Origin of the sequence: Pseudomonas folii (assembly GCF_014357575.1) — a bacterium.
In the GTDB taxonomy this organism is placed as follows: Bacteria; Pseudomonadota; Gammaproteobacteria; order Pseudomonadales; family Pseudomonadaceae; genus Aquipseudomonas; species Aquipseudomonas folii.
The window spans coordinates 1-21,903 of sequence record NZ_JACONW010000004.1; the positions used below are offsets into that span (position 1 = coordinate 1).

The 21,903-nt window shown below is 56.2% G+C and carries 20 protein-coding genes; 6 read left to right on the top strand and 14 right to left on the bottom strand.

Annotated features, from left to right (window positions below):
• Positions 1-115: 115 nt before the first annotated feature.
• Both H8S59_RS26895 and H8S59_RS01740 read right to left on the bottom strand, forming a co-directional pair.
• A complete protein-coding gene (locus H8S59_RS26895; protein WP_187520272.1) occupies positions 116-985 on the bottom strand; it encodes an AraC family transcriptional regulator in 870 nt (289 codons plus the stop codon).
• A gap of 423 nt (positions 986-1,408) precedes the next feature.
• Positions 1,409-2,314: a LysR family transcriptional regulator gene (locus tag H8S59_RS01740; RefSeq protein WP_187520273.1), complete on the bottom strand. Its 906-nt coding sequence runs from the start codon at positions 2,312-2,314 to the stop codon at positions 1,409-1,411.
• Between the two features lie 117 nt (positions 2,315-2,431).
• Between H8S59_RS01740 and H8S59_RS01745 the strand changes: the two genes are divergently transcribed.
• Positions 2,432-3,862: a mechanosensitive ion channel family protein gene (locus tag H8S59_RS01745; protein WP_187520274.1), complete on the top strand. Its 1,431-nt coding sequence runs from the start codon at positions 2,432-2,434 to the stop codon at positions 3,860-3,862.
• Between the two features lie 117 nt (positions 3,863-3,979).
• Here the strand turns inward: H8S59_RS01745 and H8S59_RS01750 are convergent, their stop codons facing one another.
• Positions 3,980-5,020, bottom strand: coding sequence for a histone deacetylase family protein (locus tag H8S59_RS01750; protein WP_187520275.1), 1,041 nt, complete (start codon positions 5,018-5,020; stop codon positions 3,980-3,982).
• 31 nt (positions 5,021-5,051) lie between these two features.
• Complete coding sequence (locus H8S59_RS01755) at positions 5,052-6,377, bottom strand: MFS transporter (protein WP_095099072.1); 1,326 nt, start codon at positions 6,375-6,377, stop codon at positions 5,052-5,054.
• A 157-nt stretch (positions 6,378-6,534) separates the two neighbouring features.
• On the opposite strand from H8S59_RS01755, the gene H8S59_RS01760 reads away from it, so the two are divergent.
• On the top strand, positions 6,535-7,476 hold the full coding sequence (locus H8S59_RS01760; protein WP_187520276.1) for a LysR substrate-binding domain-containing protein: 942 nt from the start codon (positions 6,535-6,537) through the stop codon (positions 7,474-7,476).
• 65 nt (positions 7,477-7,541) lie between these two features.
• On the opposite strand, the gene H8S59_RS01765 is transcribed toward H8S59_RS01760, so the two are convergent.
• Positions 7,542-7,871 carry a DUF2790 domain-containing protein gene (locus H8S59_RS01765; RefSeq protein ID WP_095099066.1) on the bottom strand — a complete coding sequence of 110 codons (330 nt, stop codon included), beginning with the start codon at positions 7,869-7,871 and terminating at the stop codon, positions 7,542-7,544.
• A gap of 253 nt (positions 7,872-8,124) precedes the next feature.
• Between H8S59_RS01765 and H8S59_RS01770 the strand changes: the two genes are divergently transcribed.
• Complete coding sequence (locus H8S59_RS01770; protein WP_095099063.1) at positions 8,125-8,331, top strand: hypothetical protein; 207 nt, start codon at positions 8,125-8,127, stop codon at positions 8,329-8,331.
• Between the two features lie 121 nt (positions 8,332-8,452).
• Here H8S59_RS01770 and H8S59_RS01775 read toward each other — a convergent pair whose 3' ends face one another.
• Positions 8,453-8,869: an immunity 22 family protein gene (locus tag H8S59_RS01775; protein ID WP_187520277.1), complete on the bottom strand. Its 417-nt coding sequence runs from the start codon at positions 8,867-8,869 to the stop codon at positions 8,453-8,455.
• A gap of 157 nt (positions 8,870-9,026) precedes the next feature.
• Here H8S59_RS01775 and H8S59_RS01780 point away from each other — a divergent pair, with 157 nt between their 5' ends.
• Positions 9,027-10,283, top strand: coding sequence for a M20/M25/M40 family metallo-hydrolase (locus H8S59_RS01780; protein WP_187520278.1), 1,257 nt, complete (start codon positions 9,027-9,029; stop codon positions 10,281-10,283).
• A gap of 48 nt (positions 10,284-10,331) precedes the next feature.
• On the opposite strand, the gene H8S59_RS01785 is transcribed toward H8S59_RS01780, so the two are convergent.
• From H8S59_RS01785 to H8S59_RS01820, 8 genes are all read right to left on the bottom strand, one after another.
• Positions 10,332-11,198 carry a hypothetical protein gene (locus tag H8S59_RS01785; protein WP_187520279.1) on the bottom strand — a complete coding sequence of 289 codons (867 nt, stop codon included), beginning with the start codon at positions 11,196-11,198 and terminating at the stop codon, positions 10,332-10,334.
• A gap of 25 nt (positions 11,199-11,223) precedes the next feature.
• Complete coding sequence (locus tag H8S59_RS01790) at positions 11,224-12,180, bottom strand: DKNYY domain-containing protein (protein ID WP_187520280.1); 957 nt, start codon at positions 12,178-12,180, stop codon at positions 11,224-11,226.
• Positions 12,181-12,222: 42 nt separating this feature from the next.
• Complete coding sequence (locus tag H8S59_RS01795; protein WP_187520281.1) at positions 12,223-14,658, bottom strand: PEP-utilizing enzyme; 2,436 nt, start codon at positions 14,656-14,658, stop codon at positions 12,223-12,225.
• Between the two features lie 36 nt (positions 14,659-14,694).
• Positions 14,695-15,177: a cell division protein gene (locus H8S59_RS01800; RefSeq protein ID WP_095099051.1), complete on the bottom strand. Its 483-nt coding sequence runs from the start codon at positions 15,175-15,177 to the stop codon at positions 14,695-14,697.
• Positions 15,178-15,303: 126 nt separating this feature from the next.
• Entirely contained in the window at positions 15,304-16,083 is a 780-nt protein-coding gene (locus tag H8S59_RS01805; RefSeq protein ID WP_187520282.1) for a hypothetical protein, read from the bottom strand.
• A 123-nt stretch (positions 16,084-16,206) separates the two neighbouring features.
• Positions 16,207-16,638: a hypothetical protein gene (locus tag H8S59_RS01810; protein ID WP_095099045.1), complete on the bottom strand. Its 432-nt coding sequence runs from the start codon at positions 16,636-16,638 to the stop codon at positions 16,207-16,209.
• Positions 16,639-16,691: 53 nt separating this feature from the next.
• On the bottom strand, positions 16,692-17,288 hold the full coding sequence (locus H8S59_RS01815) for a DUF6891 domain-containing protein (protein ID WP_187520283.1): 597 nt from the start codon (positions 17,286-17,288) through the stop codon (positions 16,692-16,694).
• A gap of 213 nt (positions 17,289-17,501) precedes the next feature.
• Positions 17,502-18,071: a hypothetical protein gene (locus H8S59_RS01820; protein WP_187520284.1), complete on the bottom strand. Its 570-nt coding sequence runs from the start codon at positions 18,069-18,071 to the stop codon at positions 17,502-17,504.
• 437 nt (positions 18,072-18,508) lie between these two features.
• Here H8S59_RS01820 and H8S59_RS01825 point away from each other — a divergent pair, with 437 nt between their 5' ends.
• Both H8S59_RS01825 and H8S59_RS01830 read left to right on the top strand, forming a co-directional pair.
• Positions 18,509-20,203: a molecular chaperone HscC gene (locus H8S59_RS01825; protein WP_187520285.1), complete on the top strand. Its 1,695-nt coding sequence runs from the start codon at positions 18,509-18,511 to the stop codon at positions 20,201-20,203.
• A 3-nt stretch (positions 20,204-20,206) separates the two neighbouring features.
• Positions 20,207-21,802, top strand: coding sequence for a J domain-containing protein (locus H8S59_RS01830; protein ID WP_187520286.1), 1,596 nt, complete (start codon positions 20,207-20,209; stop codon positions 21,800-21,802).
• Positions 21,803-21,903 lie beyond the last annotated feature (101 nt).

The window sequence follows — 21,903 nt, forward strand, 5'->3', positions numbered from 1 at the left end:
TATCGCGGGCAAGCACCGCTCCCACAGGACTGGCGTCGAACCTGATAGCTGTGGGCTGCTGGACGACAGCCTCCTCTTCATCATGGCTATCGAGTGAGCAGCTCAGACAAGCTCTTCAACCCAGAACAATCAGCGCCCCACGCTGAGCCACACGCCATGTACTGGGCGTCACTCCCACCAGCCGCGTGAAAACCCGGGTCAGGTGCGGCTGGTCTGAAAACCCGCACGCCTGGGCAATCTCGACCAGCGACCGTCCAGGCTGGGCCATCAACAACTCTTTGGCTTTCTCGACGCGCATCTGCAGCAACCAGGTGTGCGGCGCAACGCCCGTGGCCTGTTTGAACGCGCGAGAGAAGTGACTGCGACTCAGCGAACACTCCCGAGCAATCCGCTCCACAGAAAGATCGTTGCCCAGATTGCTGGCGATCATTTCCTTGGCCAGACGCTCCTGCATCGGCGTCAGCGTGGTAGTGAATTTTCCGGTCAGAGAGGCAACGCGCCCGTATTGAGTGACCGAATGCGCGCACATCGCCAACAGGATGTGATCAATGAACAACTGATTGGCGGCTGCCGGATTGCGTAGCGCGGGCAGCATCGCCTGCGCCAGGTGGTACAGCACCGGATCCTGAGCACCCTGTTCGTAGCGGAATCCACTGATGATCCGCCCGCCATTTTCACGCTGGTATTCGTCGAAGGTCTGTCGCGGAATGTTGAAGCGCAGATTGTCATAAGAGGCGCGATGCTGGCAGCGCAACTCATCCCCCATGAACGGCAAGGAAACACTGCCCTGACGATAACCACCGGCATAACTCAGACGTCGGCCACGCCATAACCGATGCTCGGCAAAATCCTCGAGCTGGACGATGATCGAAAAGGCATCGAGGCAGGGAATATCAATGATCTTCTCAGGATCCGGGCGTGCATCCACCACCCGCGTGGCGGAGAACTTTTCGGTATACAAATGGGCGATTGCGGGGGCGCTCAAGTTGATTCCTTCAGCTCGGGGCGGGTAACAGGTTCAACCTACTCTATCGGCAAAACCAGACATCCGCGACCGGGCTCTTGTCGGACGATATATCGCTACTGAATAAATCTTTTCTCTGAAGGAGCTCACGAGCACCGTGAGGCAGCGATGGCGGCCTTTCTGATAAACCGCTATCGCGGCCTGGCGGTGCTCGTGCGCTCTCATCAAACAACGGCAAAATACTGGCTTGAAATACATTTTCTGTAGGAGCTGCCGAAGGCTGCGAAGCATTTCTCCTGACATACCGCCATCGCAGCCTTCGGCAGCTCCTACAGATCCTGTGTTGTTGCGCGACAGCGCGACGACCTGACGATATGGCGACGGGGCAGTCGCTGGTCGTGAGTTGATAGCGGCAGCGCTGAACTCATGCCGGGCTTGATTCGTTCAGTCAGGCGATACCAGTGCCGGGCACTGAACCAGATGTTCTTTCAGGAACTCGATCAACGCTTGCACCGGACGCGAGCCCTGACGGTGTTGCGGGTAGACCGCCGACAACGCCAGTGATGGCGTGCGGAACTCGTTCAACACGCGGACCAGACGCCCGTCTTCCAGCGCCGCGCCGACAATGAACAGCGGCAGATAGGTGATCCCCAACCCGCCAATGGCAGCATCGCGCAACAGCTCGCCATTATTGGAGCGCATGCGTCCGCACAAGTTGACCGCCAAGGGCTTGCCATTTCGCTCAAAGCGCCACTGCACCTGACGGCTATGGCCATAAGGCAAACAATCATGATGCTTGAGCTCTTCCGGCTCGGCAGGGGCGCCGTGTCGTTCAAGGTAGTCTGGACTGCAACAGAACACCCGCTCGATATTGGCAATGTGACGGGCGATCAGCGTCGAGTCTTCCAGTACACCGATGCGCAGCGCCAGGTCGTACCCCTCCCCCAGCAAATCCACGGCGCGATCACTCAGGTCCACTTCTACTGACACCTCGGGATAGCGTTGCAGGAAAACCGGCAACAACGGCCCCAGATGTTCGACGGCGAACGACAACGGCGCAGTAATACGAATGGTGCCCCGCGGTTGAGTGTTCTGCCCGGCTATGCTCTGCTCGGCCTGTTCAAGATCCGCCACCAACCGCAACGCCGATTCGTAATAGGCCTGGCCCAACGGTGTGACGTCCAGCCGGCGGGTTGAACGGTTGAGCAAGCGCACGCCGAGACGCTCTTCGAGTTGAATCAGGCGGCGACTGATGAATTGCTTGGAAAGCCCCAACTGTTCGGCGGCAGCAGTGAAACTCCCGGATTCCATCACTTGGGTAAATATGCGCATATCTTCGAAAGGGTTCATTGTCGCTCACCGGTTGACAGTCCAACGCTTTCTACCAGCTTTATCCGCCCAATGCATGCGCTTAATCTGCGGTGACTGTATTCCCATCGCTGCACCGACTTCCTACAGGATCAGATCATGCCCGCATTTATTCAAAGCTATCCGCTGATCTGCAGCCTGTTGCTGGTCCTGCTGGATCTGGTCAGTTGGAACCTGGTGCCGTACCCCTATCGATTGCAGAAAGTTGCGGTTCGGCTGGCGTTGTTTCTGGTTTATAGCGTGGTGATCATCAGCGCGGGCCTCAGCCCACTGGACAGCGCCCCCTGGGAAGAAGACAGCGCCCGGCATCTGGCGGCCACCGCACTGGAAATCGTCTGGTGGATTCTGGCGGCGAGGACCCTGACTGAAATCATTGGCACGCTGCTGATGCGCCGCATCGGTCACAGCGGTCGCTTGCTGCAGGAAGTGATCGGCGCCGTGATCTTTCTGATCGCTATCGTGGCTGCCGCCGGTTATGTGATGCAGCTTCCCGTCAAAGGCTTGCTGGCGACTTCCGGAGCAATGGCCATCGTGGTCGGCCTGGCGTTGCAGAGCACGTTGGCCGACGTGTTTTCAGGGATCATCCTCAACACCACCAAGCCCTATCAGGTCGACGACTCAATCAGCATTGACGGCGTAGAGGGCAAAGTCGTCGATATCGACTGGCGTGCTACTCACTTGCTGACCGGCACCGGCAGCACGGCGGTCATCCCCAACTCGGTGGCCGCCAAAGCCAAAATCGTCAATCTGAGTCGGCCCAAGGACATGTTCGGGGTATCGATCAACATCATGGTATCGCCCCACATTCGCCCGCGCCGCGTATTGGATGCACTGGACCGCGCGCTACAAGGCAGCAGCGCCCTGCTGCCATTCCCCAAGGCCCGTGCGGTGGTCAAGGAGGCCAGCCCAACCACCATCGAATATACCGTCACCGGTTTCATCAAGGATCTGGACAAGAAGAGCGAAGTCCGCAATCTGCTGTTCGACCTCGCTTATCGCCACCTTGAAGCAGCGGGCATTGCCTGGCAGTCCGATGTGGTGGCAGAACCGGTATCCCGCGCCCGAACCCTGCTGGACGAAGTGAAGGTATTCCGCGCACTGAATACCGAAGAGAAAAACCATCTGGCGCAGAGCATGTCCGCCAGGGAGTACGCCGCGGGCCAAGTGATCATCGAAGCCAATGAAGTGACCGACAGCCTGTTGGTGATCGCCACCGGCGTTGTGTCGGCCGAAGTGTCCGACGGCAAGGCCTTCATCGAAGCTGGGCGCATGGGCCCAAGCGAAGTGATGGGCGAACAGAGCGTCCTTGACGATACGCCGTCCGAAGCACGCTTCACGGCTCTTACCTCATGCGTGGTGTACAGCATCGACAAGAGCATGGCCCGGGAAACCATGGAACGTGAAGGCCAGATCAAGAACGCCCTGAAAAAACTTCAGGCCGTGCGCCAACACAGCAGCCAGTCATTGCTGACCGAGAAACCGGCAGCCATCAAGAAAGGCAGTTTTCTGGGGTGGTTGCAGAAGCGGTGAAGTGTCCATTGCCCTGCGCAGTCTGTAGCAAGCTGCCGAAGGCTGCGAAGCAATTTTACTGACACATCGCTTTCGCAGCCTTCGGCAGCTCCTACAGAAACCGTATAAACCGGACTCTCAGGCCTTGCGCACAGCATCCTTCCAGACCTGCGCCCCATCAAAAAACGCGTGGGCATTGCTGACCAGTGTTTCCAGGTGGTAACCGCCTTCCTGCACGATCACGCATGGCAAGCCCAGGCTGCGAATCCGCTCACCGAGTTTCGCGAATCCTTCACGAGTCACGGCCACCTGACTCTGTGGGTCATGCTCGTAAATATCGAAGCCCAGGGACAACACCAGCACCTGCGCGTCAAAAGATTTGACGGCGTCCAGCGCCTGCTCAAGTTTGTCCATGAACACCGACTCAGGCGAACCATGTGGCATCGGGAAGTTCACGTTGCAACCCACTCCAGCGCCTGCGCCCTGCTCGTCTTCGAACCCGGCAACGCCAGGGTAGAAGTTCTCCGGATCGCCATGAATGGAGACATACAACACATCATCGCGATCGTAAAAGATTTCCTGAATCCCCTGACCGTGGTGCATGTCAGTGTCCAGCACGGCGACCCGCTCGAAGCCATCGCGTAAAACCTGAGCAGCCACTGCCGCGCTGTTGAGGTAGCAAAAACCACCGGCAGCTTCTTTGCGGGCGTGGTGTCCGGGTGGACGGCACAGCGCATACGCCGCTGGCTCCCCGTCGAGCACGGCTTTGGCCGCCGCAACCGCACTTTGAGCAGACCAGTAAGCGGAACGCCAGGTGCTTTCGCCCACCGGGCAACTGCCATCTGCCAGATAACGGGCAGCCTGAGCGAGAATGCCGCGCAGAGCATTGGGCTCGCGAACGAAGATATTCGACATCACTTCATCGCCCCAGTCCTCGGGCATCTTCTTCCACTCTGTGTGCGCGCTTTTCAAGAACGTCAGATAAGCATCGCTGTGGACCGCCAGCAAAGGATCGAGGCCGAAATCAGCCGGTTGCCGAATATCGAACGCCAGGCCCTGAACCGCTTGCAGCAAATTCTGGGCTCGTTGCGGGATTTCCTGTGGCGTGCGCATTTGCCCACGGGAGTAATAGCTCTTCGGGAAATGCAGAAGCTGTTCAGGATGAAAAAAACTGAGCATGGGATGTTCCTCATTCAGTAGGTCGCGCCAATCAGGCTTCGCGAGCAGTTTCCAGTTCGAATGCTGTGGCATGTCGCTTGGCGAGTGCCAATACACAGATCAGCGAGGTGCCCGCAATCAGGCTGTAGAACAGTGCCATCGGCCACCATTGGCCGGGATAGGAATGCGCCAGCCAGGTGCCGATCAACGGAGTAAGACCGCCTGCCAGGGCGCCGCACACCTGATACGCCAGGGAGATCGCTGTGTAGCGAACCCGGGTTTCAAACATGCCACTGACGTAACCGGCGATCACCGCATAAAACGACGCCATGCAGACCACCGCCAGGGCGATTCCGAGAATGATCAACGGTGCCTGACCGCTGCTGACCAGAATGAACATCGGATACGGTGAGGCCATCGCCAGTATCGTCACGCCGCACAGGAAGCGCGTGGCACCGATTTTCTCCGCAACCCATGCGGCGATGGGCTGAATGCAGAACTGGATGATCGCCACCACAAACAAGCACTCCAGAATCAGCGACCTTGGCAGGCCCAGTTGCTGAGTGGTGTACGCAATCATGAAGGTGTTAGTGAAATACACACCGGCGATGCCCAATGTGTTTGCGCCGATGCACAGCAGCAAAGGCCGCCATGAAGTCTTGAGCACCTCGAATACCGGAGCCTGCGCCTTACGCCCGGACTTTGCGACATCCAGTCGTGCCTGCTCTTTGTCATTGAGAAATTCAGGCGATTCATTGACGCCCAGGCGAATCGCCAAGCCTACGACCAGCAAGGCTGCGCTGGCCAGAAACGGCAGGCGCCAGCCCCAGCTCATCAGGTCTTCCTCTGGGAGACGCGTTACTGCGCTGAACGCCAGCAGCGAAAGGATCAAACCCGCCGGGCTGCCCAACTGCGCAAAGGAGGCAAAGAAATTACGTCGGCCTTTGGGCGCATGTTCACCCGCCATCAACACTGCGCCGCCCCACTCGCCTCCGACGGCAATGCCTTGCACCACACGCAGCAGGATGAGCAACACCGGGGCCGCTGCGCCGATTTGCGCATAAGTCGGCAGCAAGCCGATACAGACCGTGACCACGCCCATCATCACCAATGTGATGACCAGCGACTTCTTGCGGCCGATCCGGTCGCCGATATGACCAAACACGATGCCGCCCAGGGGCCGGGCGAAAAAGCCCACGGCAAAGGTACCGAAGGCCGCCATGGTGCTGAACAATTTATCTTCAGAGGGGAAAAAGAGCTGACCGAATACCAGCGCGGCGGCGGTGGCATAGATATAAAAGTCGTACCACTCGATCATCGTACCGATGAACGCGGCAGCAGCAGCCCGGCGTGGCTGCGCAGAAGCAGTGGGCTTCATGAATCAACTCCATTGGTTAGTTTTTTTTGGCAGGAGGAAAAGGTGTTGCCGGGTCGCTCTGTTGGCAACTCTGGACTGATTTTTTGCCCACGAGGCATAATCAGTCAAATTTCTATTTATTATTCGAACTATAAGCCGCAATTATAGTGAGGTGGACGTGACCGACTCTTCCCGCGATATTTCTCCGTTGCTCAATGACCGCCTTGACTGGAATCTGCTGCGTACCTTCCGGGTCATCGGCCAGGAGCTCAGTATCAGTCGCGCCGCGGCCAGAATGCACTTGACCCAACCGGCGGTCAGTCAGGCCCTCAAACGTCTGGAAGAACAACTGGGTTGTCAGCTCATTGCCCGTCGCGGGCCACGTTTTGACCTCACAGAAGCCGGAGTGAAAATTTTCGCCCTGGCGGGTGAGATGTATGGCCAGGTCTCGCAAGTGAGCAACACCTTGCAGATGCCAGGGGACGAAGTGATCGGCAAAGTGCGCCTGTTGATGATCAGCCGGATTGTGTCGAACAACTTTGATAATTTCCTGACGGAGTTCCACCGTCAGCATCCACGGGTTGACTTGGAAGTCGACGTGATGCGCAGCTCTGATATCGTCAGTGCCCTGCTGGAAAAAACCGCCACCCTGGGGCTGAGCCTTAATCGCCGGCCACAGCCACGGCTGGAACAACGGCTGTTTCAACGCCAGCGTTATGTATTTTTCTGCGGCCGGAATCATCCGCTGTATGGTCGCACCGACCTCAGCCAGAGCGATCTGCAGTCAGAAAACTTCGTCAGTTTCACCAGTGATCAAATCGGTGGGATGCTCTCACCCTTGACCATCTTTCGTGACCAGCAGGGATTTAGCGGGCGGATTGTGGCGTCATCTTCAAGCCTCGAAGAAATCAGGCGACTGGTCATTGCGGGGATTGGTCTGGGATGCCTGCCGGAGCATGTCGTGGTTGATGATGTGGAGCAGGGTCTGCTGTGGCGAGTGCCGCCTCTGGAGGGTGTTGCGGATGTCGATATTCACTTGCTGTGGAACCGCGAACAGCGCATGAGCCGTGCCGAAACAGTGTTTATCGAAGGACTGGCAGCGCGGCTGGACAATTCATGAAGCGTTTAATCTTCATGATCAATCCAGCCGCGCTTTAATACAGAAGTGGAACAAGCAGTTCCTGATCAGTTTTTATTTCGGCAATCATTCAACGCTTGATACTTGACGGTATTCAACGCGCCTTTGGAATCTTCGTAAGTCATCAACTGCGGGTTGACGCCGCACGTTTTGGAAGCTGAAGACATACGCACAACTTTCTCGACATCCAGTTTCATGCCGTACTCATACTTCACGATGCCGGGTGGCGTCTGGTTTTTCTCGGCGGCATAATCCGCGACAAACGCCTGGTGCTCCTTGATAATCTTGCTGGCTACCGGATCATGATCGCTGGAAGCGAAAGAAGTAGCAGGTACAAGTACGGCAAGTGCAAGCATCAACGATTTAGCGATTTTCATTTTCTCTGTCTCCGTTTAGTGGGTGATTGAAAGATAACAACCCATCGCTAACAATGACGTGGCGCGAAAATGACGATTTGGAAATCTTAAAAAAACGTTGAATTCCTGCCAACTCGGTTAATAACAATATTGTAATTATTCACTCACCGTCCTGTTAGCTTCGATATTTATACTCGACGCTAACACTGAGGAGCACGACGCAGGTGGCTTCAAGACTCCGCAGTAACTGCCCTTAAACAGAATGGTAATTACGATGAACCTGATCAAATCCATAGCCTTCACAGTCGCCGCCCTATCATCTGCTGCGGCAATGGCCCACGACGGAAGTGAGCGCGCCAGCCCGGCCGCTGAAAAAATCAAGATTGTCCAGGAACAGCGCTTCAACGATCAACTCAACGAGGCGTCGCGCCTCGTTAACACCGAGAAGAAGACGTCGGTTGACGAACCTGAAAAAGGTTAAGGATTAACTTCGGTTCCACTCTATTCACCTTTAGCAGCTGACAAGCTCCTTTGGTCAAGGTGAATCTTTAGCGCCCTTCGGGGCGCTTTTTTTGCTTGTTAATTAACTTGGCATCCCATACTCAGTTAGCTTCGAACAAACCAAGATAGCGTAAGCCGTTATAAGTTTTTTCAGGCGAGATGCTGATGACTCCATCACCGTCGGTGTACCAGAAGACTGCGTTGGCTTCAATAATGCCTAACGCTGCGCAGGCATTTTTGGCCCTTTCCCAGTCACTCGAATCAATGGGAGCGTCTTTCAGGATTTCATCAACCGTGACCGGTGTGTCGCGCCGCGCAATGATGCCTATAAAATCTTCGTCATACCATTTGACGCCTACATCCTTGCAGAAACCGCAGACCCGGTAGTCAGGGTCGTCAAAGCCATCTTCCGTGGAATAATCCAGCTCAAAATATTGTTGATATTCCCTTTCGGCCGAAAAGTTAATGCCCACCCACACATGAACGTAGTCATATTTGTCCAAATCATACGTGATCATTGACGCCCCCCCATTGCAGACACCCGTCATGATAAATGCCTGTCGCACTGAACGCATCAATACTCTTCACATTGGCACCCTGCATTTTTTGGGTGCAGAACGCGTCGCGAGTCGTTAGGGTACTTTGAATAAATCCAACCTGTTCAAGGATCCACTCATGCCGTTGATGTTTTCGCGTTCTGCCCTCTCCTGCGCGCTGGCGCTAGCTGTCACGCTGGGGGCGAGTTCCCTCGCTCAGGCTGCCACACCCGACGCACGGGTTCAGTCGGCAGCCGAGCAATACAAGGAGCCTGCGCTCAAGTTGCTGGAGCAATTGGTAAACATCGATTCCGGGTCGGGTTACGAGCCAGGTTTGACCCAAGTGAGCGCGATCGTTATCGAGGCATTAAAAAAGCTCGGAGCGACCATTGAAACCGTCCCCAATACCGCGCCCGACAAGAGCAAACACGTGGTTGCAACGTTCAAAGGCACGGGTAAAGCAAAAATATTGCTGATGGCGCACATGGATACCGTGTTCAAGGAAGGTTCGGCCGCTGCCCGGCCTTTCCATATCAAGGACGGTCGCGCTTACGGGCCTGGGGTGATGGACGATAAAGGCGGGATTGTCGCTGGCATCTACGCGCTGCAGATTCTGAAAAACCTCAATTTTACCGACTACGCGCAGATCACTTTCTTGCTGGACGCCAGCGAAGAGACGGGTTCAGCTGCCGCGACCGAGCTGATCAAGGCAACGGCCAAACAACATGACGTGACGTTGAACCTTGAGCCAGGCCGTCCAGCCGATGGCCTGGTCGTGTGGCGCAAAGGCAGTGCCACGGCAGAGGTAGAGGTCAAAGGCAAAGCCTCGCACGCAGGTGTTGCGCCAGAACTGGGGCGGAACGCGGCCATGGAAGCGGCCCACCAGATCCTGCAGTTGGGGCAACTGGGCGATGCCGAGAAGAAGACCACCATCAACTTCACCACCATTAATGCCGGTGACCGGACTAATGTCATTCCCGATCATGCCATTGCCAAGGCCGATGTTCGTGCAGCGGTGCCCGAAGAGTTCGACCGCATCGAGAAAGACCTTGCGCGAGTCTCGGCAGATAAACTGATCCCGGATACCGAAGTCTCGACGCGCCTGGTTCGTGGACTGCCACCCATGCCGCAGACTGCGGAAACCGACAGGCTCGTGAACATCGCTCAGGGTATCTATGGCGAACTGGGGCGCAAACTGACCATCGAAGGCAGCGGCGGAGCGGCCGATGCAAGCCTGGCGGCGAGTGTCGGTGTGCCCACGCTGGACGGCTTCGGCATCGTCGGCGGCAACATTCACACCCCCGAAGAGTACGCCGAAGTCGAAAGCGTCTCGCCCCGCATTTATCTGCTGACGCGCATGATCATGGAGCTTTCTGGCAACCCGTCCAAACCATAACTGACGAGCTTTGGCGCTGGGGCCTTACGAACGGTAAGGTACCCCACGCTACCAGTCGCCCCGCCACTGCTCGACAAATTCAGTGTCTCTGGACAGACCGACTCTCTCCCCCAATTGGTACAAAGCCTCCATCAGGGACTCGCGCTCCACTGTTTCAATCTCATCTTCGAACTGGTTAATGTGCAGCACCGCTTTTTCGAACAGCGGCAGCGCGAGCTCAGCCGCATCCGCGCCCTGTAATTTCAGCACTTCAACATAAAGCGCAGAGACCACAGGATAAATTTTAGCCAGAAGCTCCTCATCCCCTTCCAACAACTGAAGTCCCGTTTTTACATCCGGCTCAGACATCGAAGCCTCAGCCTTTTCCTTGCGGGACAAGAGCAGCGCCTCCGGGGTTTTTAACGACGGGAAAATAAATTGCTTGCTGTCATCCCAATTGATACCCGTGTCGTAAAAAAAACGCAGTCTTTCTTGCAGCTTGACCGGGTCGCCGTTAACGCCGCAGAAGTCATGACCTTCAATGATCTCAAGATCTTTCTCAGGACATAGATCAGACTTCAGCACCGTCGCCCCGACACTCGAGTAACGGTCGCTCAGTTCTATGAGGTCAGCGGTGTATGTGCCCTCTGACACCCACCTGAAATCCAGCATTTTTTTCAGTATCGGGCGTTCGTTGATCTTCACTTCACCTGCGGTCAGGAATCGCATGAATAGTTTCTTGACCGACTTTTCGGCAATAAACAGGCAGAACACAATGGGGCTGTCATTTAAATCAACGCCCGCCCATTCATCGGCCGTTCTGAAGGTGTCAAAAAACTCCATCAGGCCGTTTTCTCGCATCTGGGCAAGGGTATAGATGCCCTCAGCGACTTCGACAACGAGCACGGCATCATCAACCCACTTGATTGTTTTCACTGTCCAGACGCCTCTTTTAATAGGGTCAACCTTGCGGTTGAGCAACCAGTTTCGCTTCTTCCATGAACCCGTGTTCAATCAGGTAGCGCTTCCCACCGCTGATGACATAGCTCTTGAAACCTTCCCGCGACAATTCAAAATCTGCAGTGGCGAGGTTACGAAAAAGCGTAGGACGCGCGCTCTTGTAAAGAAACAGGATGTCGTCTCCGACTTTACCTATCAGTGGCTTGGCATAGGTGGTGTTCTGGCATTCCATGATTTCCCCGGTGCAGTGCCCGCTTAGCCATTCAACCTTGGTGAGGTCGATGTATGGGAGCGACCATTCACCAATGAACAGATGCTGGTTGTCCCTGGCATACGAGTAGCGCTGTAACTTGTCTTTGGCATTGAGATTGACCGCTGAATAGTCACCGAAAGGAAAAATGACTTCAAAGCTCTTTGGATCGGCGCCTTTAATTCGGGTAGCACCGAGATATACCGTGGTGCTGTCCATTGAGTAGGCAGCGACTTGATTCGCCTGATCAGGCGTCAATCCAGCCTGACTGGAGCGTGCGACACGAAAGTGTGCGGCATCGGTACTGAGCAACCAGAATCTGCGTCGTTCGATAGTTTCGTGGATTTGCAGCCTGGCAGGCAGGTAACACACCGGATTGAGCCCCTGCGCTACTGATCCAACGCCTGTACCGCTACAAGGACTTTCGCGCTCGCGGGACACTCCACCCAAGTACACGCGGCCATCAACGATCTGGAAACGGTCTTTTCGCACGGCATCTTTTTCCTTGGAACAGTCGCGCTCCCGATCAGGTGGGCGAGGGTTCGCGAAGGTCTCGGCAAAGGTCGTATCAAACCAGCTTTCGGTACAGCTGAACGTCTCAAACGCCTGACTCTTCAGCGGCAGCCACAACGTAAAACACAGCACCACTATTTGCGCCGTCGAACAGCGTTCCAGGGCACGACTTCTGTTTGGCATTTCCTGCTCCATGCACAACAACCTGTTGACGCCGCCAAGGGTTGGCCCGCCTGTTCACTCGACCAGTGTTAACGCACCATCGACATACCGCACTTCGCGCCCGAGCCACGCAGGGTCGACATCGGGCATCACCGCCGAGGGTTTCCGCAGCTCACGCAACAGGGTCGAACCATGGGACAGACGCCCTCCCATGCGTGCAATCACCGCACGGGCATTCTGATAATGCGCATGACGCCCGGGGTCCAGAGTGTCTTCCAGCAAAATGTCCTCGCCCAGAACGCCCTGGACCTGCCCCGGATAAATCATGAACCCGGTGGCGTGTTCGGTTCCCTCACTGCCGTCCTGCCAAAAACTGCCAGCGCGGTTGCGAACATCCCCATGCGGCGCAAACCAGTACGCTCGGTCAGCCATTGGCATGGCGTGATGCAGGCGAAAAAACACCCGCATCAGGTTATCGCGATACCACTCCCGCACCTGCAAGTAATAGCCACGCAGACCGGGCAAACCTGCACAATGCGCCAGTTTTATAGCGTTCGACCACGCCGGGAATGCCTGCAACGGCAGGTCTGTCAGCGCCGGACGTGCAGTCGCCGGATCGGTTTCCCACGGCAACCGATGAGGACAATGTTCAAGGTCATGGTAGGCGGTCGGCGGGCGCCCCAAGAGGTCGCCGCCACTGCTGGCAAGTGCGGTGGCAATGCACAGGTTGCCCTGCACCACAAACACATAAAAGCGGGTAAACCAGTCGGCCAACTGCCTGCCATCAGCACCTTGGGCCTTAAGGGTGCCGAGTTCCCGGTCAAAACGCTGTAATTGCTTTTCCAGCGTCAGCAAATGCCCGCGCGCGATGCGTTGCATGCGCAGGAACAGTGGCAGCGAACGCAGCACTCGCATGGGCCGCCAGGGCAGATGCGGCGTTGCGCCACCGACTTCACCGGCGTAGCTGCTGGAGGCAACGCCCCAATCGGCCAGGCGAGCGAGAAACAGATCATTGTTGATATAGGAGGCACCGCCAAACAAGGCGGTAAACGGTTCGTTGTCCTGCAATACCCGAGGATCCCAGCGCGCCATGATTGCCGGAATACTGCCCGCAGCGCGGCGCTGAGCGTGCTCCACGAGGCGGCTGGGCTGCGGCGGCAGGATCTCGGCGATGTTGGCGGCGGTCAAGTGACGACGCCAGCCGTAATCACTGATCGGTCGATACTGCAGCAGCCACAGTTGGCGGCCATCCCACGCCCACTCGACATCGCCCGGCACATAGTGAAAGACCCGCAATACACCTTGCAGAAAGTCCCAGAGTTTTTCTTGGGTCAAACCGTGAGCTGACTTGAACGCGTGACTGCTCCAGGAATCACCCAGACGGGAAATGACTGCGCGCTCAGGGCTTGCCTGGCCATCAGCCAGAGACTCAAGGTGGCCTTCAACCCACTCCAGCTCGACGGCCAAGTGACGAACGAAAGCAATCCCGGAAAGCACCGGTGTAATGAACCGCTGAACAACCACTTCTTCGACGCCGGCTTCATGCAGTTCGGCGACACGCGCAGAGACGTTGGGCGCAGGTTCGCGCAGGAAAGTGGTACTCAGGCCCGCGTTCGCAGAGTCGGCCTGATCCTCGCCAAAGCTGGAGGAGCGAACCGCCCAGATGGCATCCGGCTGGCTGACAAGAAATGCAGACAGACCGCACTCGTCACCTTTTACCAGTGACAACGCTGGCGGTACCGGTTGCCCCGCGCAGGCAGCCAGACGCAAGCGCCCACCCTTGGTATGGGCGACAAATCCGCGCTGCTTCGATTCCAGCCATTGTACAAACGCGGCGGGCGCATCGATCCACGGATAATGTCCCCATCCTGGCTGCAAACTGATGGTCAGATCAGCGCGGGCCAGAATGGCCGACCAAGCCGCGGCCTGCTCAATGCCCAACACCCCATCCTGATCGCCCCAGACCAGTTCGATCGGGTCTTGCACCCACTCCAGCAAAGGCAACGCGGTGTCGGCCCGCAACAGATCCCAATACGGCACGAACGAACGGCAGCGCGCATACCCTTTACCCATACGCTGATAGTGACTGGCGGGCCAGGTCTGCCGGGAGAACTTGCGGGCAAACAGTGCGGGCTTGTTGGCCAATAACCAATGGATGGTCTTGCGAATCGGCAGTGGCGACATCAACGCCGGCAAACGACGCTGCCAGAGAAACGCCCCCACCGGCGCCAGCAATACGCTCCTGCAGAAATGCCCCGGGCGACGTTGCAGCGCATGCATCACCAGCAAGGCATTGACCCCCACCGCCACAATTGCGCTGCCGCTCACAGTCATCGTTAACAGTGCCTCGGCGTAGCTCGCCAGATCTTCGCAAGGCGGCTGAGGGTTGCTGCCGAAACCTGGCAACTCCAGGGCGATGACCTGATAGTGCTCGAAGTGAGGCAGCGCGTCGTCCCACCACTCGGCGCTACTGCCGTTGCCCGCCAGCAGATACAGAAGCGGCTTGCTCATGTGTGCGCCTCAAGCAAGGTAACCGGGCCCATTCGGTCAGACATTGCTGGGTCCCTGGGCGACGGCGCCACGTTGATAATTACGGTCATGGCGATACAGCCACACCAAAGGTGGTAGCAGCATGAGCAGTGCAAAGGTGTCGAGCCACAGGTGCGACCAGACCCCGACCTGAATGGAAAGCAGTATGTCCTGGGGCGCCCAGAGCACCAGACCGGCGATCAGCCAACCCCAGACCATCGGTGTTTTCTGACGATTGCCAATGTGCACCAGGGCCAGCATGTATAACGAATAGCTCTGCAGCGTCGCACCAAACAACGCGAGCCACCACGTCTGTTGGGCTCGGGCAGACGTCGGCGCCGCGCCGGTCCAGAAAACCTCTTCAAGGGAGCTCAGGTAGTTATCAAACAGGCCTGAAGGAGCGGCCCATGTGAGCACCACGCTCGCCAGCAAATGCCCCGACACCATGACATACAGCCACATCACCAACGAGCGTCGGCGAGTCAGAAATGAGTACGACATTCTGCGTCCTGCAGCGTCCGTAAAAGACACCATTTAAAGGTTTACCAACGGGCTAAATACAATGGACATCGCCCGCAAGGGGCTGATCGAGAAACCTTGCGACGTAACCGCATCGCGGCTCAAGCATCAGGTTTTAGCCAACGCCCTTTTAACAGCCTCGGCTTTGAGCGCTTTGGTTTTACCGTGCTCTGCCAGCAACTCCAGCATGTTTTTACTGGCCTTGGGATGGTTGAGCAGGTACTCGTGAAGGAGTTTGTTGCCAGCCCGAATGAGCTGCAAAACAACCGCTGGATCGTTGTAGTCTTCTTCGAAGCGCATCATCTGGCTTTCCAGCCGATAGTGCCCTTCAGCGGTTTGCTCCGAAGTGTCCTGAGCGAAAATCTGCACCCGTAATTCATCCTGCTCCAGCACGTGTACAAATAAGAACACGGTAGTAACAAAGGTCAGGGATTTACGATTGGTCGCGGTTTGCGGAAGGTACACCTGTGAACAGAAATGGAACATTTGCCCGTTACAGGTGGGGATACTGGCCTCCGACGCATTCCATCTGGGTGGGCGACGTAGAAAGAGAATGTCTTTCTTTTTGATCATGTCAACGCAAACAGGCCGCGTGGCCTCCCCTTTGCGGCTGTACGTCACTTCTCCATTTTGTGAGAGCGGGTGGTAAATCAGCGTTCCACTGTTCAGTTGTTTCTCTATGACCAGGTAATGAACCCGGAACAATTCACCATATTCAGGGTGGACACAGTCGCTGACCTTGCCGCCAAACAGATAGAGTTCCCTTTCAATCTGGCTGCCCAGAATCTCCAGGTCTGTCTGCTCGAGTCTGATCCGCTCGATAAATACAGCCTGGTTGCCTTGTATCTCTGGCCAGGGAATATCCAGCAACGGATCCTTGCCGTTCATGTCTACGCAGATCATGGCTGCTTCAGGTGAATTCTTCACGCTATCGACCTTTCCCAATGAGCAGAACATCTCCTGGTATTAACAGGCCTGAGCGCAGACGCGACGCGATCAGGCCAGACACCGTTACTTCTGGTCGAGGTACTCAGTCAGGAACCACTGTGGACGGCCAGTCATGGACAACTCGTCGTTGTACCTGACGTGCAGCTCCTGGCTTTCACCTGGCAAGTACAGTTCGCCAGAGTCCCGATCAAGTCGCAATACTTCGTAGGACTTGCCGTCCTTCTGGACGGAATAGCGTGTGTCCTTGTTGGTTTTTTCCACTTTCATTTTCTGAATGCGCAAATTCCACTCGTGATCAACACCCGCTACCTGCACCAACGCCTCATTGGCAGAGCGATCGCCGATGCGCAGGACCCAGACCTTCGCGCCCTTCTCGCCGCTGTAAGCGAACATTTTATCAGCGACTTCCGGGCGGGCTTCTTCAGCCATCGCAACGGATGAACCCAACAGGCAGACACTGAAAAGTACTGCCCAAACACTCCTGATTACTGACATCGATTGTCTTCCTTAGCGAGAAAAAGTCCGGGGATAATACATAAATAAAAACATTAATGAAGGGTGGGCAACGCATCCAGTCCACTGTCAGGGACTGGACTTCTGCGCTGCCACTTGAAGTTGTGAACTTCCACACATCGCTCGACGGTTTCATTCCAGACGACTTCAAACCCAGCAGTTTTCAACACTGTGGCCAACCGTTGCCCCACCTTGAGAGCCGTTGCAGGATCATCATTGACCGCCCCAAAGGCGATGAACAGAACATCGCTCTTAACAACGCACTCGACGTCTTGCCCATGGTAAAAGCAAAAGCCGTGGTAATGATCATCGGGGGCCTCGTGAAGCACTTCGGCCACTTCCGTGAACCCATCCGACGCTTCATAGCCTGCATTCTGGAGGGCACAGATACCGTCTTCATGGAGGTGATAGAACACTTCATCGAGTCGATCGCAGGCAGTCACCTCCGGCCAGTCACGCTCTGCGTCAAGCTTGCGTTGCAACTCCGGCAGGATCGACGCCTTGAGCGCGGCCACGTCACAGTGATCGTCAATGATGTCATCGACCATCCCGTAGATTTCTTCGTACGTATAGAAGCCGGACCACACCCACATTCGGATGCTGTCCGCAACGTGTCCATTACTGTCTGCCATTGACACCTCGCCAGCGTAAACAATCAATAAAGACCGGAGGTTATCCGGCGTGTATACCGGACGCTAATACCGTTGTCTCTGGCTATTGATGCACCCTTAAAAACTGCACATCTTTGCAAACGCCTGTCATGGACTCATGAACCGGGCTGTAGTTCTGGATGCGCATGTTTTTTTACCCAGGAAAAATCTCCAGCGGGTGCGAAATCAATTCGCTCATACCCGGTCGATCCTGAAATCCCATTGATCAAAATTCGCCTCATCACTCAACACCGGCAACGACTCAACGGCATTGATACCCAACTCATACACGTTGAGTGGGAAGCCTTCATGCAACTCGCTGAAACCAGTGATGCTCAATGCGTAGAGCCCCGGTGAAATATCCAGATAGTCGTTATTGCCCAAGCTGTCCGATAGCCGGGCTTTGTAATTCAGAAAGAACTCAGGATCCCAATCCGTCAGGGCATGCAGATCGGCAACAATCAGCAGGCCGCTGATGACTCTCAGTGGAATATCCGCATATCGAAACACCGCCTCATTGCCTTGTTCAAAGGGCAACTTTCGCTCATCGCGCAAACGAAACACATAGTCTTCTTCGGGCAGCGGATACAGGGGCACAACCGCCCCACTCTGGACCGCCAACCGTCCTGTTTCGCTTTGTTCGATGAACACCTCAAAGAGGCTGGAATCATCCGGACAATGCTCAGCAGTAAAACGGCTCAACACGAGCGGGTCAAAAATGACCACGCCGGGGCTGAAAGTTTCAATGTTTGCCTCAGTTTTCATCCGTCACTTCCACAGGTTGATGCTGATATTAAGTTCATGACCGATGTGTAGGGCCGAATTTATTCGGGACGCGGCATCACAGGCCATAAACAGACTGCGTATGTACCGGCCCTTCGCGAATGAATTCGCTCTTACAGGAGTCACTTATGACGTGGGACCGGCTTCAGCCGGGAAGAGGCCGGGAAACACGCTGAATCTTTATCTACAGAAATACCGCCTTCCCGCCTAAAGCCGGTCCAACGTCGTCAATCAGATTGCGGACAAACATGGAATCTCCCACCGAATACTCAAGCGTGCCAGTATTGAACCATCATTTCAAAACGTGATCTCAAATGGCTACGTTCAGCCTGTGCCGTTCAAGGAAGAATGCCTTCATGACAGCCCTCAGTCTGATTAACAGTAATGCGCCGTCGAGCCAGGGATAAGGGAACACATTGATGATTGTCGGAATTGACCTGGGCACCACTAACAGCCTGGTTGCCGTCTGGCATAACGATGCCAGCGTACTAGTGCCCAATGTACTGGGCAGTCTCCTGACGCCCTCGGTCGTGGGGCTGGACGAGGAAGGCCGGATACTGGTTGGTCAGGCTGCACGCGAACGCCTGCATACTCATCCAGACCAGACTGCCGCGTTGTTCAAACGGCACATGGGCAGCGCCCATACCGTTCAGTTGGGAACACAGTCATTTCGTCCCGAAGAACTGTCGGCGCTGGTACTGCGCAGTCTCAAGGAAGATGTTGAGCGTGCTTACGGCGAACCGGTGACTGAAGCGGTCATCAGCGTCCCGGCCTACTTCAGTGATGCCCAGCGCAAGGCCACCCGCATCGCGGGTGAACTGGCAGGGCTGAAAGTCGACAAACTGATCAACGAACCGACCGCAGCCGCATTGGCCTATGGCTTGCCTCAGCGCGACAAAGAGACTTCGTTCCTGGTCTTCGACCTGGGCGGCGGCACCTTTGACGTGTCAATTCTTGAGCTCTTCGACGGCGTCGTGGAGGTCCGTGCCAGCGCTGGCGACAACTATCTGGGCGGTGAAGACTTCGACCAGTTGCTGGCCGAGCGTTTCATCCAGACCCAACGGGACCAGCTTGATTTTCCCGCCCCACAGTCGATCATCCAGCCGCTGCGCCGCGAAGCCGAGCGCGTGCGCCAGGCACTGGGGCAGGACAACGACAGCGAATTCGTTTTGCGGGTAGGTGGCAAAGAGTGGAAGCACGTCTTCACCCAGGACGATATGACCACGCTGTTCGCTCCCCTGCTGGAGCGCCTGCGCAACCCCATCGAACGCGCGTTGCGTGATGCCAAAATCCGCATCAACGAACTCGACGAAGTATTGCTGGTGGGCGGCACCACACGCATGCCACTGGTACGTAAACTCGCCGCCGGCCTGTTCGGTCGTTTTCCTTCGATTCATCTCAACCCTGACGAAGCCGTGGCCCACGGCGCAGCCATACAGGCTGCATTGAAATCACGCAGTGCTGCACTTGAGGAAGTGATACTTACAGACGTCTGCTCCTACACCATGGGCATCGAGATTTCGCAAAGAGTCGGCAGGGAGCGTGAGGGCGGCCACTATTTACCGATTATTGAACGCAACAGTACGGTCCCGGTGAGCCGGGTTAAAACTGTGTCGACAGTTGATGATTTTCAGGACAGTGTGATGGTCTGCATTTACCAGGGCGAAAGTCGCCTGGTGCGCGACAACATTGCCTTGGGTGAACTGGATATTCCCGTCCCACCACAAAAAGGCCCCGTGGATCTCGACGTACGCTTTACCTACGACAACAACGGCATTCTGGAATGTCAGGTCAGCATTCCCCTGACCGGCGAGCAGCATGTACTGGTCATCGAAAATAACCCGGGCGTATTGAGCAGCGAAGAAATTGCCGAGCGTCTGCAAGCGCTTGCCGAACTGAAAGTGCATCCCCGTGATCAGCAAATCAATACCCTGCTGGTGGCCCGTCTGGAGCGCATGTATCAGGAGAGCCTGGGCGATCTTCGTGAGGAGATTGACCGCTGTGCAAATCGGTTTCAGCAGGCATTGGCAACTCAGGACGAACACATCATTCGTCAGGCCCGTAGTGACCTGAGCGAGCGCATCGCGCGGCTGGAAAGAGGCGGCGGATACTGAGCCATGGTGTCGACTTTCGATTGCTGGGAAATACTGGGCCTGCCTGCCGGATCCGATGAGCGCAGCATCAAGCGCCAGTACGCCAGACAGCTAAAGACCACGCGCCCGGACGAAGATCCGGTGGCCTTCCAGCGGCTGCGTGAAGCGTATGAGCAAGCCTTGCAGATCATGCGTGATGGCGGCCTGGACGAGAGCGAGCAAGCTGCTGCTGACTTCATGGCTGAACCCTTTGTTGTCAGAAGCCACCCGCATGAGCCTCTCAACCCGACACCTTCACCCTACCAGCAAGCCGTCGAGCTGTTCTCCGGATTTGATGACGCAGACGTTGAGCAGTATTGGGATAAAGCCTCGGCCAAAGGCTGTGGGCCTGAGTTCGAGCGCCTGCTGTTCCAGCGCTGTGCAGACGACCCTGAAGCGCACACTGCGCTATTGAAGTGGGGTCTGGAAAAGCGTCAATGGCTGACGCCGTGGCAGCAGATCATAGGTGGTGAGTTTCAGCAACAACGGCTTGCCTTTGCCCTCACCGCAGCGCTTTATCAGCGCCTTGATCAGCACATGGCTGCAGGCGAAGACGCGTATTTTTTCGACTGCCTGGAGCAGCACAGTCGTCAAGGCTGGCTCAGTGATTTCGAACGCCGTCAGGCACTGCAGGTGCATGTCCTGAATCTGTTTCTAAATACTGAAATCTGGACACCTGCATTGTTCCGGCGCGTCTGTGAGTTGTTCGGCTGGGACAATGAAACGGCAGTGGTGCCCATTGCGGATGGGCAATGGCAATACCTGCGTCGGCGCTGCGAGCAACAAGCCTGGCTCAACGAACTGCGCGCCCTCATGCAACTGCGCGAACAACAACCCAGTGCGCGGGCCAATGCCGCCACTCTGTTCCTGCTCTGCACCGACCCGGCCCGGCAAGCGCAACTGGCTGCTGATTTTGTCGAGGCAGACTGGCACGCCTGCGAACAACTGTCTGAGATCTTTGCCAGTCAGTACCCTGACCTGCTGGGAATATTCCCTAACCACAACCCCAGGTTCTGGAAGGCACTTGTGGCACACCAGGCGCCGCCCTACGGGCTGAAACGCAGCGCCTGCGTCATCACCCTCGCCCTGATACTGAACAGCATGGATCAACCCGACTTCATGTTCACGGTCACGATAATCCTGCTGCCACTCTATATTGCGGGCGGCGTGTTGGCGGCTTACGTCGGTAAATGGTTACTGAGCCACTGGGCGTCGCTGACGCAATACCTGTATGACGTGGACCTACAGGTCAGCCTGTGGTGTGTACGACACAAGCTGATCAAGGATCGTCGATACCTGGTGATCCGTAACAGCGGCGGTTATCTAGCACTCGGATTTCTAATATGGAAGTTGCTCGGGATACTCGGCCTCGCGGCTTATGTGCTGACCGGAGTCATCGGCCTGCTGCGGTTTGCCGGTACCGCGCCGACAGACCGTCAGTACCGCTGGCGAAAGCCATTGCAGGCGATCTATCGGATTGCCGGACTCAGCCGATTGCAATGGCTGTTTGGCGTGTCGATGCTGTGTGTCATTGGCTATGTACAACTGCACATGCCCGGCACCCTGCTGACTAAAGGTTGATGGCTGAAAACTGGATAAACTTTAGCGCTGGCTGCGCTCAGGGTCACCGAGAGAACTCGTTGCGGACATAAGCATCCAGTGATTGAAGAGCCCCCGACCTG

Coding starts and splice junctions, on each gene's coding strand:
- H8S59_RS01740 (WP_187520273.1), bottom strand. CDS start 2,314: ATGAACCCTTTCGAAGATATGCGCATATTTACCCAAGTGATGGAATCC.
- H8S59_RS01745 (WP_187520274.1), top strand. CDS start 2,432: ATGCCCGCATTTATTCAAAGCTATCCGCTGATCTGCAGCCTGTTGCTG.
- H8S59_RS01750 (WP_187520275.1), bottom strand. CDS start 5,020: ATGCTCAGTTTTTTTCATCCTGAACAGCTTCTGCATTTCCCGAAGAGC.
- H8S59_RS01755 (WP_095099072.1), bottom strand. CDS start 6,377: ATGAAGCCCACTGCTTCTGCGCAGCCACGCCGGGCTGCTGCTGCCGCG.
- H8S59_RS01765 (WP_095099066.1), bottom strand. CDS start 7,871: ATGAAAATCGCTAAATCGTTGATGCTTGCACTTGCCGTACTTGTACCT.
- H8S59_RS01770 (WP_095099063.1), top strand. CDS start 8,125: ATGAACCTGATCAAATCCATAGCCTTCACAGTCGCCGCCCTATCATCT.
- H8S59_RS01775 (WP_187520277.1), bottom strand. CDS start 8,869: ATGATCACGTATGATTTGGACAAATATGACTACGTTCATGTGTGGGTG.
- H8S59_RS01780 (WP_187520278.1), top strand. CDS start 9,027: ATGCCGTTGATGTTTTCGCGTTCTGCCCTCTCCTGCGCGCTGGCGCTA.
- H8S59_RS01790 (WP_187520280.1), bottom strand. CDS start 12,180: ATGGAGCAGGAAATGCCAAACAGAAGTCGTGCCCTGGAACGCTGTTCG.
- H8S59_RS01795 (WP_187520281.1), bottom strand. CDS start 14,658: ATGAGCAAGCCGCTTCTGTATCTGCTGGCGGGCAACGGCAGTAGCGCC.
- H8S59_RS01800 (WP_095099051.1), bottom strand. CDS start 15,177: ATGTCGTACTCATTTCTGACTCGCCGACGCTCGTTGGTGATGTGGCTG.
- H8S59_RS01805 (WP_187520282.1), bottom strand. CDS start 16,083: ATGAACGGCAAGGATCCGTTGCTGGATATTCCCTGGCCAGAGATACAA.
- H8S59_RS01810 (WP_095099045.1), bottom strand. CDS start 16,638: ATGTCAGTAATCAGGAGTGTTTGGGCAGTACTTTTCAGTGTCTGCCTG.
- H8S59_RS01815 (WP_187520283.1), bottom strand. CDS start 17,288: ATGGCAGACAGTAATGGACACGTTGCGGACAGCATCCGAATGTGGGTG.
- H8S59_RS01820 (WP_187520284.1), bottom strand. CDS start 18,071: ATGAAAACTGAGGCAAACATTGAAACTTTCAGCCCCGGCGTGGTCATT.
- H8S59_RS01825 (WP_187520285.1), top strand. CDS start 18,509: ATGATTGTCGGAATTGACCTGGGCACCACTAACAGCCTGGTTGCCGTC.
- H8S59_RS01830 (WP_187520286.1), top strand. CDS start 20,207: ATGGTGTCGACTTTCGATTGCTGGGAAATACTGGGCCTGCCTGCCGGA.